At 67.9% G+C, this 12818-nt stretch carries 7 protein-coding genes; all 7 read left to right on the forward strand.

The features are described from left to right. Positions 1 to 10 precede the first annotated feature (10 nt). Genes FHR97_RS15500 through FHR97_RS15530 form a run of 7 tightly spaced genes read left to right on the forward strand, consistent with a single transcriptional unit; the run spans position 11 to position 12817 of the window. The gene (locus tag FHR97_RS15500; RefSeq protein WP_183384701.1) at positions 11 to 331 is read left to right on the forward strand and encodes a hypothetical protein; all 321 of its coding nucleotides are present in this window, start codon (positions 11 to 13) and stop codon (positions 329 to 331) included. Beyond that, entirely contained in the window at positions 312 to 704 is a 393-nt protein-coding gene (locus FHR97_RS15505; protein ID WP_183384702.1) for a GPW/gp25 family protein, read from the forward strand. Before FHR97_RS15500 ends, FHR97_RS15505 begins: the two co-directional genes overlap by 20 nt. Continuing rightward, positions 701 to 3187 (forward strand): baseplate J/gp47 family protein, encoded by a 2487-nt coding sequence (locus FHR97_RS15510; RefSeq protein ID WP_183384703.1) that lies wholly within the window; start codon positions 701 to 703, stop codon positions 3185 to 3187. Before FHR97_RS15505 ends, FHR97_RS15510 begins: the two co-directional genes overlap by 4 nt. Beyond that, the gene (locus tag FHR97_RS15515) at positions 3184 to 5430 is read left to right on the forward strand and encodes a baseplate J/gp47 family protein (protein ID WP_183384704.1); all 2247 of its coding nucleotides are present in this window, start codon (positions 3184 to 3186) and stop codon (positions 5428 to 5430) included. The genes FHR97_RS15510 and FHR97_RS15515 overlap by 4 nt, the downstream gene beginning before the upstream one ends. Beyond that, complete coding sequence (locus FHR97_RS15520; protein WP_183384705.1) at positions 5427 to 7775, forward strand: hypothetical protein; 2349 nt, start codon at positions 5427 to 5429, stop codon at positions 7773 to 7775. Before FHR97_RS15515 ends, FHR97_RS15520 begins: the two co-directional genes overlap by 4 nt. Continuing rightward, positions 7772 to 11395, forward strand: a complete 3624-nt coding sequence (locus FHR97_RS15525) for a right-handed parallel beta-helix repeat-containing protein (protein WP_183384706.1) — start codon at positions 7772 to 7774, stop codon at positions 11393 to 11395. The genes FHR97_RS15520 and FHR97_RS15525 overlap by 4 nt, the downstream gene beginning before the upstream one ends. Before the next feature lie 18 nt (positions 11396 to 11413). Continuing rightward, complete coding sequence (locus FHR97_RS15530; RefSeq protein WP_183384707.1) at positions 11414 to 12817, forward strand: PASTA domain-containing protein; 1404 nt, start codon at positions 11414 to 11416, stop codon at positions 12815 to 12817. Position 12818 lies beyond the last annotated feature (1 nt).

The raw sequence follows: 12818 nt of genomic DNA on the forward strand, positions 1-12818 counted from the left end.
GGAGACACCGATGAGTAACCCCACCCTCACCATAGCCGCACACATTTCCGATTCCGCACAGGGCCGCGCCGCCGCCTTCGTGCCGGTAAACCAGCGCGTAACCTCGACCAACATGCCGCTTTCGGTGCAGGCGGACGTGCCGACCTTTCCCGGCACCTCGCCCGCGCTGACCGTCGCCGGCACCTGGACCGTCGCCGGGAGCCGCGTCACCGCCGGCGGCATCCCCGTTGTCAATACGCAGTCGGTGGGGGTCGGCTATACCGCCGTACCCGCCTCCTCCGGCCCGCTTCAGATCCTGCCAGGAAACCAGCATGTTCTCATCGCCTTCTGATCCGATCCACGCGTTGGCCTACCCCCTGACCCTCGACGAGGACCGCGGGCGCTTCGCCAAGACGATCGACTACGAGCGCTACGTTCAGGATCTGGTGCTGCAGACACTGATGACGGCACCGGGCGAACGCATCAACCGGCCGGAGATGGGCACCCCCATCCCGCAACTGCTTTTTGCGTCGATCGACGAGGAAGTGGCGGACCTGGTCAAGGCACAGATCCGCCGTGCAATGACGCTCTGGCTGGACAAGGTTGTCCGCGTCGAACATATCGAGACGCGCCAGCCCGAACTCTCCCGCTTCGAGATCGAGGTCAGTTACGTCATCCTCGCCACCGGCACGACGGATGTGCTGAAACGGACCATCGCGCGATGAGTGGGCTCGGACGCCATATCCTCCTCGCCGAGCAGGAGCCCTCGTTCGACCAGACAGGGATCGATTTCGTCGCTGTGGACGGCGCGGATCACGCGAGAGTCTACGTCTACTTCGTGATCGACCCGCTCGATCCCGACCTCGACTTCGCCGCGAACGAACTGGACGTCGAATGCCGGGGCGCAACCACCAGGGAACCCCGAATCGTCGACGCGCAAAGTTTCGAGGCGCATACCGACGCCCGGGGGCGGACGCGGAACGTGCTGGCGGTGGTCTTCGACTCGGGCGCGAGCTTCGAGATGCAGCACCTGCGCCTGGCCGACCTGACCGGGGCGCGGCTGGACCCGTTTAGCTCCGCCGCGCGCTTCTCGTTCAAGCAGGCCTGCCCGACCGTGTTCGATTGCGCCTGCCACGGCGTGCCGGACAAGCGCCCGGGCGCGGACTATCCGGTCGACTACCTCGCCCGCGATTTCCAGAGCTACCTCGACGCCTTCGCCACCTTCTCGCGCGAACGCTACCCCCAGTGGCAGATGAACATCGTACCGGATCAGGCGCGAATGCTCGGCGACCTGATCGCCGCGATCGGCGACGAGCTGGCTTTCCTGCAGGACGGCTACTATCTGCAGACCCAGTTCGATCACCTGACCGAACGCCGTTCCTTCCGGCAGATTGCGCGTATTCTCGGCTACAGCCTGCGCCCCGAGCTCCCGGCGCAGGGCCACGCCGTGCTGCGCCACTACCAGGGCACCCGGCCTGCGGGCCTCGCCGCTTTCGAGCAGGAGGTCATCGCCGGAACCGCCCTCGCCGGCTATGGCGACAGCGACATGGTGATACCTTTCGAGGTTGGCGCCAGCTTCGATGACATCCTTGCCGGCACCGCCTATCCGACGCACGCCCTCTGGACCGACATTCCGGTCCATATCCCGGACGAGAACTGCCCCTGGATTGCCAGGGGCGCGCGCGAACTGACCGTTGCGGGCACCGACCTAATCCACCCGGAGATCGGCCCCGGGACCAAAGTCCTGATCGAAACCCGGCCGGTCGAGCAGTCCGAGCCACTCCGCCGGACCATCGTGACGCTCGACGAGGATCCCGAGCTGGTGGAGGATGCACTGATCGGCACCGATGTCACACGGCTGCACTGGCAGGCCGGGGATGCGCTGCCGTTCGACCTGAAGCTGGAGCGGGCCTTCGTCAGCGCCAATATCGTACCGGTCGTGTCCGGCCTGACGTACAAAGAGCGCTTTACCATCGGAGAGAGCGGGCAGGACCTCCCCACCGCCATTGAACGCGAAGGTCCTCTGTCCGGAACCGAGGGCACGCGCCCCGTCATCTACCGCTTCCCGATGGTTCGCACCGCCGCCGATGGGCTGTCATGGCGTCCGGCCGAAGGCGACATGCCGTGGGACCGCAGATACGCGCCCGACGTCGCACTGACCCGGACCGACGCCGCGGGGGTCGTGCTCGAGGACTGGCGGGTGGTGGCCGACCTGCTGGCGGAAGGCCCGACCGACGAGGCCGCGACGGTGGAAGCCGGCCATTGGGGCCCGGTTTTCAGCTGGCTCGACGGCGGGCTACGCCGCCAGTACCGGGATTACATCGGCGACCCGGGCTGGTGCCTCCGCTTCGGCGCCAACGGCTTCGGGCTGACGCCGGCGGACGGCTCCTTCTTCACGCTGCGCTACCGCACCGCATGGGCGGCACACGCGAACCTGCCGCCCGACCGCATGCGCCTGCTCGCCGATCAACCTGAGGAGGCGCCCGACAGCCTGCCCATGCCGAACGCGATCCTCTCGGCCTCGAACCCGCTGGCCTTCGACAACGCGCAGCCGCCCGAGCCGCTGGCGCTCGCCAGGCTGACCGTGCCCCACGCCACCAAAGCCATGAAACTGCGGGCCGTCCGCGACAGCGATTACGAAGCGCTGGTGTCGGCCCGGGACGATATCGACGCGACCGTCGCCAGGTCCTACTGGCTCGGCACCTGGACCGGCACCTTCCTGGCCACCGATCCGAAGGACAGCGTCGCCCTCGACGACGACCTCCGCGCCGAGGTCACCCGCTTTCTGGAAGAGATCCGCCTTGTCGGCAGGCCGGCCTACCTCACCGGCGCCGCACTCCGTCCGCTCGATCTCCAGATCGTCCTCTGCCACGATCCGCGCATTCCCTGGGGCAATGTTGTCGAGGCCGTCCTGGCAGCGCTTGCCGCAGACGATCCAGAGGCCCTGTTCCACCCGGCCAACCTCACTTTCGGCAGCCGTCTCTACCGCGCCGCGCTGGAGGCGCGAATCGCCGCACAGAGGGGCGTCACCCGTATTCTCCGCATCCGCTACCGCTGGCGCGGCGAGGGTGACTTCAAGGACTTCACCGAAAGCTTCCTCGAAAGTGCGCCCGACCAGATTCCCGTTCTCAAGCACGACCCGCTGCGCCCGGACCTGGGCCGCCTGGAGATCTTCGAGGCCGAACTGCCGCAGGAGACTGCCCCATGAGTGTTGCCACCGACGGCCTCCACTGCCTGTGCCCGCCCCGCTTCCCGGCGCATCTGGACGCCGATGGACGGCCGCTGCCGAAGCTGTTCGCCGACCACCGGATCGAGGTGTTCCAGGCGCTCTCGGCCCGCGCCACCTTCGCCCACTGGCAGACCGGCCTCGACGACGACATCGGCCGGATGGTGCTCGAATGGCTGGCGACTCTGCTGGACAACCTGTCGTTCTACAACCACCTGTGGACGCTGGAACAGCATCTCGCGACCGCGACGCAGGAAGACTCGCTGCGCCAGCTCGCCGCCCTGACCGGCTATCAGCCGCGGCCAAACCTCGCGGCAGTGGCCCGCCTTGCGGTGATCTCGGACGCCCGCATGCCTCTGGTCCTCCCCGCCGGACGGGAAGTGACGTCGGAGGGCAATGACAGCCACCCCGCCCTCTCCTTCGAGACGATGGAAGATGCCGCCATCGATCCCGCGCTGAACGCCATGACGGCGATACCGCCACGGGAAACCACCTTCGACAGCGATTTTGTCGCCATCGGCGGCAGCTTCCGGAATCTCCGCGTGGACGAGCCGGTGCTGTTCAGGAGCAGCTCGATCCGGCGGGCGGCGATCCTCGAGGAGATAGTGAACGACAAGTTCCCCTCGGGCGAAAGCTACGCCGAGCTGCAGCTCGACCGCTCGCTGTCGAACCTGGCGGGCCTGGACCTCGGTGGCATCGAGGTAAAGAGCTTCGTCAACCAGAGCGAAGGCCGGAGCCTCATCCAGAACCGGCTGGAACTCCAGGGTGTGCAGCCGGCCTTCCAGGAGGATCAGGAAATAGCTGCCATCGATGGCGAAAACGGCACACTCAGGTACGATCGCATCATCGAAGTGACGGTGGTGAACCGGGTGCTCATAGAGAGCGAGACCGCGCCGGTCCTGTCGCCCGTTACGCGGATCAAGCTCGACACCTACATCACTCCCGGTCGCCCGCACACGATATTCCACGGCGTGCGGCGCGCTGGGCGCCTGATCGGCGCGCCGAAAACCCACATGGCGTTGGAGGATTTCGACGGGCGTATCGAGCTCGAGGAGAAATATCTGGGTGACGATCCCGACCACCAGGGCGATTTTGTGGTGGTCGACGCGGAGAACCGCAGCGTCGCCATCAGCGGCAGCCTGGACGTCAACCCCCACAGCCGCCGCGCGGCGCTGGAGCTGACCTCGATCTCCGAGCCGGCGGTCGTGCTGAAGGCGCCGCTCAGGATTCACGGCAATTTCGCCGAGGTGGACCAGGGCAAGACGGTGGTGGAAACCCTCGGCAGCGCCAGCGGCCGGCGCTACCAGACGTTCCGGCTCGCGAAGAAGCCGCTGACGTTCCTGCGCAGCGACCTCTCGGATCCCCAGCCCGCCATCGAGGTCTATGTCGACAGCGTGCCGTGGCGTTACGTGCCGCACCTGTTCGGGGTGGCACCGGAGGACAGGGTCTACACGCTGCGCGTCGAAGCCGACGGGCAGGCCCAGGTGATTCTCGGAGGCGTCGCCAGCGCCGGGGACAAGAACGTCGCCGCCCGCTATCGGCACGGAACCACCGGCGACAATCCGGACGCCTTCACGGTCAATACGCCGGCCGCGCGGATCGCGGGGATCCAGAAGGTCTTCAACCCCTTCCCCGCCCTCGGCGGGCTGAAGGGTGACGATGCCGAGGACCTGCGCTTCGTGCTGCCCGCCCGCATCTCCGCCAACGACCGCTGCGTCTCGGCGAAGGATTACGCGGTGCTGTCGCGCAACTTCGGCGCGCTGGCCGCCCGGGCGCGGCCCTACTGGAACGCCGTCCGCAAGCGCACCGCGGTTGAGGTGATCGCAGTCTTCGACGGCGGCTTCGACGCGGCGCTGGCGAACGAGCTCCGCGACTACCTCGCCGGCCACGCGCCGGAAGGCAGCCTCGTGAACGTGGTCAGCGCGCGGCCCGCGCCGCACGCCATCGGCCTGAGGCTGCGCCTGACTGCCGACGCCCGGGCGGCGGATGTCAAACGCCGTGTCCGCGACATCTACTTTCACCAGTTCACCGGCCTTCTCGCCCCGCGCCGCGCGCGGATCGGCCACGCCTGGAGCCGCACCGAGCTGCTGGCGCCGCTGGACGGCATCGAGGGCATCCTGCGCGTGGAGCAGCTGAGCCTCGATGGCGACGAGAGTGCCTCCGCGATCGCCCAGGCCGCGGACGAATATCTCGATGCGACGCTGGATCTGGAGGTGGTGCGATGAGCGACCCCAACACCGGCCGCGCACTGGACGGTTTCGAGGAGTACTACTTCCGCAAACTCCGCTCCTGGATCCCGGAACTCTACTGGAGCAACGATCTGGAGAACGGCAGTCTCGAAGTCCTGATCCGCGCCATGTCCGACCGGCTCGCGGAGATGCGGCGCGAAATCGAGCGGGTCTGGACCGCCTCCTCGATCGAACTGGCCGACGACTGGGCGGTAAAATATCTCGGCGACCTGGTCGGCGCCGAGACGCTCTCGGCGCAGAACAGCCGCGCGAACCGCACGGTGGCGGCGAACTTCATGAACTACCACCGGCGGAAGACGACCCGCTACCTGCTGGACTCGCAGATCACCGACATCGTCGCCACAGAGGGCTACGTCCGCGAGATCGAGCGCTGGCTGGCGCGGCCGCCGCACGAACTGGACATGGGCTACCTCCGTTTCGCGCCGCTATCGGAGGGCCCGGTCGGCGGCCTGCCCGAACTGACCGGCCCGCGGGTGGACGACGCCGCGCTGCCGGCCTTCGACGAATTCGCGCGCCTGCCCGACTTCGGCCCGCGCGAAGGCCGCGCCGCGTCCTTCGATTACGCCACCATCCACTTCAATCTCTTCGCCAGCGAAAGCTGGCGGGTCGACATGGCGACACCCTTCTGGCTGGACGGGACGAGACTCACCCTCGACCCCTCCGGCCGGGCGGCACCGCTCTTCCACAGCGCGACCTTCGACCACCGCGCCGGTCTCTGGCCGGTCGGACCGGAGGAATTCCCGCTGCCGATGCGCTGCGCCCGCTTTAACGACGCGCGCTTCGAGATCACCGAGGACGCACTCGACGCCATCGCTTCGCCGGGCCTGACCGCCGCCCTGACACCCTGGATCGGGGTCACTTTCCGGACCCGGCAGGCCTTCCAGCGCATCCTCGCCGACCAGTTGTCGCCCACGCTCTACAGCAACTTCCGCAGCTCGCTGTTGCGCGAATGCCTGGTTGCCGATTGCGCCAAGGCGCGGCAGATCGAGGCTGACATGCGTCTCGACATAGGCCCGTTCGCCGACACCCGGGTGCTGGATCCCTACGAAATCGTGGCCGCCAATCTCTCGCGCTGGATGCCCGCGGCGCAGTGGCCGGAGGATGCCGCGCTCCTTATCGACGTGAGCAGCGGCTATGTCCAGCTGGCCGGGGCCCCGGACGATGGCGCCGTGCCGCCGCAACTGTTTCATCCGCTTTTTCATCATCTCGGCCTCGTCCATCGCGTCGGCGCCGGAACTTTCCCGCGCGAAAGCGACGTCGACCTCGGACCCGGCTTCAACGACGCCAATGCCGAGGTGTCCTTCGCCCCGCCCGCCTCCGGGCTGCAGGCCTTTGGCGACAACCGGCGCTACCTCTGGAACTGGCCCGCCAGCCGGCGCTTCGAGGTCGCCGGCGAACTGCGGCTCGAGGCCGCCGACCGCACGCGCCCCTATGTCGTCTCGCGCACGGATGATCCGGAGCGCGACTTCACCATCGTCGGCACCGACGGACAGGACAACCACCTGACCATCGACGGGCTGTGGCTGGGACTCCAGGCCGACACCCCCATCGAAACCGCCGTCGGCGGCCCCGATGACCCCGCGCCACCCGCCCGCGCCCGGCTGATCCTCGACGGGCACTTCGAGACAGTTATACTCCGCCACGTCTCGCTCGACCCTGGCGGCGAACAGGCCCGGCCCGACCCCGGCACGGCGCGGGCCATCCCCGCGGTGACGGTGGAGATCGAGGGCTCGGTGCGACTGCTGCGGATCGAGCGCTCGATCACCGGCCCCATCGTCGAGACGCGGGCCGACCCATCGCTGCTGAATGCCGGCGAGATCCGCATATCGGATTCCATCGTGCAGTCGGGCGACCCGGAGCGGCCGGCGATATCGGTGGAACTCGCGCGGCTGCACCTGACAAATTCCACCGTCCTCGGCGCCTGCCACGCGAACCTGATCTTCGCCACAAATACGCTGTTCGACGGGCCGCTCTACGTCACCAACCGGCACCAGTCCTGCCTGCGTTTCAGCGCGGTCGCCGCTTTCGAGGGGGACAGCGACCCGTCCATCCTGCCGCGCCGTTTCGAGTGCGTCGAATACAAGCGCACCATTCCCCCGGCATCGTTCCGTTCGACCCGCTTCGGCGACCTGGATTTCGCCGCACTTTCGGACCTCGCCGACAGGGGCCTGCTGCATGGCGGTGAGGGCCGGACCGAGATCGGCGTCGGCAATGCGAGATTCTGGCACCAGCGCCGGGACGACCTGGCGAGGGTTGCCAGTACTTTTCTGCCCGTTGGGCAAAATGCACAAATTTATGAAGAAACGGGGGGGCGCACATGAAACGCCGCATCACCAGGGAACACGACGCCCGCCAGGGTTACGGCGGCGTCTATTGGGAGGGTGGCGGCGCCATCACCGACGCGGACCTCAACGCCGCCTTCGACGCCAATCGCGAAAAGGACGAGGCATTGGCCCGGGTCTGGGTCGCGCCCGCGGGCAGCGCCGACGACGGCTGGCGCGCCGGCGGTCTGAGGAACGTGGCGGGCATGGTCGATTTCGACCTCGCCGCCGGACACTACCTGCTGGACGGCGACCTTCTGAGAAACCCCCAGAGCTATGCCTTTATCGAGCAGCCGCACGGGTTGTCCGCGGCGCTGGAGCCCGACATGGCGCTCGACTGGCCGGCGGAAGACGAGATCGCAGATGCGGGCGGCGAACGCTTTGACGCCGTCGTGATCGACAGCCGCACACTGGCGGTCACGGTCGTGGAGGACAGCGAACTGGACGAGGTCGCGATGCGCAGCGATCCGGCGACCCGCGTGCGCCCCTCGCCCAAGGTCCGCATCCTGCCCGGGGTATCGCCCAGCTGCGCCGAGGCGCGGCCGCAGGTCATGGATCTGCTGGCGGGCGATTGTGCCGAAGTCGAGCTGCCGTCGCCGGCGATCCGCCCGCGCGGACGCCTGCGGGTCCACCTGGGCACCGTGGAGGAGCCCGACAATCCCTGCGCACCGGAACAGGCCCTGGGCTATTTCGGCCGCCTGAACCACACCATCAAGGTGATGCTGACGGCGCCGGACCGCTTCGTCTGGGCCTATCGGAACGGCGGTGAACTCTACCGCGCGACACTCGACGACGACGCCACCCTGCGCATCGTGACGCCCTTCGACGACAGCTCGCGCTTTCCGGTTTCCGGCCAGATCGCCGAGCTTCTGACATGGGACAGCCGGCTGCCGAATGGTGAGGTCACCGCCGCACCCCTGGGTCGTTTCCACGCCATTCAGGCGGGCTATACCCCCGGCGACGAGACCCTCGAACTGGCCGCGCCCGTGGATACAGACCTGCGCGACTGGTACGACGCGCAGGGCGACGGCACCTTTCTGTTCGTGCGCTTCTGGGAGCCGCCGGCCATCGCCATGCAGACCTCCACCGCCACCGGTGCCGACGTACCGCTCGCCGACACCGGCGTCAGGCTGGATTTCGTCGAAGCGGGCTGTGCGGGCGACCAGTGGACCTTCAGCGTGCGCGCCAACGTCAACGATTCCGTGTTCCCGCAGCGGATGCTCGAAGCGGGCGGCCAGCCGCCGGGCGACATCCGCCGCGCCGCCGACCTGATCGCGCTGATCCACTGGCAGCTGGAAGGCGGCGAGGTGGTGGGACATATCCACGACTGCCGCCGCAAAATCCGGCCGCTGTGGAAACTCCGCGGCTGTTGCACCGTAACGGTCGGCAACGGCGTATCCAGCTTTGGCGATGTCGACCGGTTGGAGGACGCCATTGCCGCCCTGCCGCACGAGGGCGGGCGCATCTGCCTCCTGCCCGGTATCCACACCGGCGGCGCCGCGCTGCGGAATCGCATCGACATCACCATCGAGGGCTGCCGGGGCCAGACCCGGCTGGTGCAGGGCCCCGGCGACGGGCCCGCCCTGACGATCGAGGATTGCGCGGGCGTCACCATCAGGGACTTCACCATCGAGGACGGCAACCGCCTGGCGGTGGCGGCGGCGCGCACCTCCCGCCTGACCCTCGAGCGGATCGACACGGTCGGCCGCGGCTCGGCCATCTCGCTGGTCGACGGCAGCGGAACCCGGGTCGGCCACTCCCACTTCCTCGCCGAAGAGGAAGCGGCGATCATCCCGGCCGAGGACTACGCCGCGCTGCGTCCGCTCGCGTTTGTCGGCGGCGAGGACCTGGTTATTTCCGACAATCGCTTCCGATGCGACACGTCCCGGCTGACGCTGATGTCGCTGGGCGGGCTGCAGATCGCCTCGGGCAGCCGGGGCGTGACGATCGCGCGCAACGTTATCCGCGGCGGCCTCGGCCACGGCGTCACACTCTGCCACCTGAATCTCATCCGCGTGCTCGGCCTGGTTTACGGCGAGGCGGAACTGGTTGCCGAGCTGGGGGCAGCCATGATGCAGGCGGTGGACGAGCGCGCCACCTGGAGCGAGAACAGTCGTGAGGCAACGGTGGCGGGCAGCGACCTGCTCGAGCACGGCGAGGTGCCCTCCGAAGCCGCGCGGGAGCTGATCTCGAATGCGACCTTCAGCTTCATCGAAAACCCCATCGGCATCACCCAGGTCGCCCTGCAGGGCTGCCTGGGTATCGATCCGACACTGACGCTGCCCGAGCCCGATGACGACGATGACGACTGGACCCTCTATGTCCCGGCGGGTGCGGTGAGCCATGTCCATATCGTCGACAACGAGATCGCCAATATGGGCGGTTCCGGCATCTCGATTCCATCCTGGAACCTCTCGCTGCGCCCCACCGCCGGCGAATGCATCGTCGAGGGGCTGGCCGCCGAGCGCAACCACATCGCCAATTGCGCCCGGGTGGCCGTCGCCTCGACTCTCGACGACGACCTGCAGGAGATCGGCTTCGGCGGCATCGCACTGCAAGTCGTGCGCGGCGCGATGATCGGCTCCAACATCATTCAGGGGATAGGCACCGGTCACCGCAGTCCATCCGCCGGCATCTACTTCTCCGAAGTGCAGACCTGCCATATCCACGACAACCAGATCCTCGAGGTCGGCCGGCTCGAACGGTCGGGCAACCGCAATATTCTGGGCGTGTCGGGCGGCATCCTCATCGACGGGGCGACGTCGGTCTGGGGGCCGCCGGTCACCGGCGGCAGCATTCGCGACTATATGGCTGAACAGGGCAACCTGAGTGGCGAGGTCCTGGCTGCGGTCGGCGAGGAGCACCCCGCCTCCGGCGGCAGCGGGGCCGGGATGGTCAGGGACGGGGATTTCGCCGCAAGGGCAGAGAGCATCGCGCAGCTTCTCGAGCTGCCCCGCACAGAAGCGCTGCGCATCCAGAACAACCAGGTCGCGGTCAATTCCGGCATGAGCCTGGACGTCCGCGGCGCCGGCTCCTTCCACATCGCCGACAACCACCTGACCACCCTCGCCGCGCGGCTCAATCCGGCCCGGCCCCGGCTGGCGAGCGCGGTATCCGTGGTTAATTCCGAGTTCCCGTTTGTAGAGACGCTGGTGTGGCTGATGGCCCTCTTCCGCATCTTCGAAATCGAGTTCGGGAAATTCGGATCGAACTACCTCCTGCAAATCCTCGTCGCCGCGACCACGCAGGTTTCGGCGCAGCGCGACCGGGGCGTAATCCAGCTCCAGAACAACCATATCCGGACGGAAAACTTCGTGCGCGGCGATGACTCCCTCGCGTTGGTAACCGTCGTTTCGCCCTATGACGTGCAGATCAGCGACAACACCCTGAAGTCGGTGCACAGCGACACCGGCGCCTTCCTGCACCTGCTGGCAACCGGCGCGCTCTCGCTCCAGTGCCTCTCGAACCGGATCGAATCCCGGCCGCAAGCGGGCGTCCTCGGCGCCGCGCTGACCGCCGGACGCGACAACACCACCTTCCTGAACCACGCCAGCCACGGAATCGCGCAGATGCGGCTCACCCCCGCCGCGCCGTCCGGGCCGGGCAACATTCACCCCTGACAGAAGCGAGGCGCCGCCATGGCGAAAGCGTACAGCGACAGCATTCCGGACCAGATGGGATCCGACCTGGACGAGGCCTTCGAAAAGGCGCGCCTCCAGCACAGGGCGCGCCGCGAAGCGGCGCAGGCGGCAACCGCCCGCGCCGCCCGCTGGGGCGGATTCGTGCGGGATCCGGGCTACACCGACACCCTGGTCTGGCGGTCGGTGTCCCTGGCACAGGCCAAGGGCGCAGAGGAGAGCGCGGCAGAAGAACTGCAGGAAGCGCACGCGACCATGAAGCGCCTCTCCGCCCGCTCCAACAAGGAGGAGGCGCGCATCTTCGGCCACGTCGAGTCGCCGACCGGCGGCGGCGAGGCCGACCTGATCGATTCCGAAGGTTGCACCATCGCCACCTCGCCAATCGACAAGCTCGGCTACTATGCCGTGGTGACCGAAGCGACGGGGGAGTCGGCGCGGATCGAAATCCGCGACGCCCAGGGACAGCTCGCGGTGCTCGACGGCCGCCCCGTGGAACTGACACCGGGGCTGATGGCCAGGCGCGATTTCACCTCCGGCCGCTGCGGCAAAGTCGAACCCGCGCCCGGCGAGCCGGACGAGCAGGTGGAAATACCGGATCTCATCGGCGAGACCGCCGCGGATGCGAGGGCGGCACTGGGCGAGTTGGGCGACTTCCGCATCAGTTACGACGAGAGCTATTCCGACGACGCGCCCGCAGAGACGGTCATCGCGCAGGCCCCCGACCCCGGTCGCACGCTGATGCCGGGCGGCCTCGTGCTTCTCGGTATCTCGCTCGGCCCCGAACCCCAGCAGACCATGCCCGACCTCGTCGGCCGGAGCGAAGAGGAGGCGCGCAAGGGGCTCGCCGAGCTGCGGTATTCCGCGGTGCAATTCAGCCAGGTGGTGGACCGCAAGAATGCCGGCCGCGTCGTCAAACAGACTCCGGAAGCGGGCGCCGCGGTCGGCGAGGACACCGAAATCCGGCTTTGCATGGGCGTCGCGGCCCGGCTGATGCCCGACCTCGTGGGCCGGACACGCAAGGAGGCGCTCGAAGTCCTGGTGCCGGACTATGTCGATGCCCCCACGATCCGGGAGGAGCCCGGCGACGGGCCCGCCGATATCGTCCTGGAACAGGATCCGAAGGCGGGCGAAGCCGTCGGCGATGCGAGGGTAACGCTGGTCATCTCGATCGGGCGCCGGGAAGAGGAAAACGGCGAGGAGAAGGTTCCCACCATGCCCGATGTCAGCGGCAAAACCCGCGCCCAGGCGCTCAAGCTGCTCAAGGCCGAAGGCATCGAGGAAGCCGAATTCGACGAGAAAGCGGCCAGGCGCAGAGGCGCGCGAGTGGTTGAGCAGACGCCGCCCGCCGGCAAACCCCTGAAGAGCAGCCTGCGGGTCAAACTCACGTTCGCGAAGCCCGAGTGAG

Source organism: Halomonas stenophila, from assembly GCF_014192275.1.
GTDB classification, from domain to species: Bacteria; Pseudomonadota; Gammaproteobacteria; order Pseudomonadales; family Halomonadaceae; genus Halomonas; species Halomonas stenophila.

Excerpts from the sequence above, each read along its gene's own strand:
- FHR97_RS15500 (WP_183384701.1), top strand. The coding sequence starts at position 11 with ATGAGTAACCCCACCCTCACCATAGCCGCACACATTTCCGATTCCGCA.
- FHR97_RS15505 (WP_183384702.1), top strand. The coding sequence starts at position 312 with ATGTTCTCATCGCCTTCTGATCCGATCCACGCGTTGGCCTACCCCCTG.
- FHR97_RS15510 (WP_183384703.1), top strand. The coding sequence starts at position 701 with ATGAGTGGGCTCGGACGCCATATCCTCCTCGCCGAGCAGGAGCCCTCG.
- FHR97_RS15515 (WP_183384704.1), top strand. The coding sequence starts at position 3,184 with ATGAGTGTTGCCACCGACGGCCTCCACTGCCTGTGCCCGCCCCGCTTC.
- FHR97_RS15520 (WP_183384705.1), top strand. The coding sequence starts at position 5,427 with ATGAGCGACCCCAACACCGGCCGCGCACTGGACGGTTTCGAGGAGTAC.
- FHR97_RS15525 (WP_183384706.1), top strand. The coding sequence starts at position 7,772 with ATGAAACGCCGCATCACCAGGGAACACGACGCCCGCCAGGGTTACGGC.
- FHR97_RS15530 (WP_183384707.1), top strand. The coding sequence starts at position 11,414 with ATGGCGAAAGCGTACAGCGACAGCATTCCGGACCAGATGGGATCCGAC.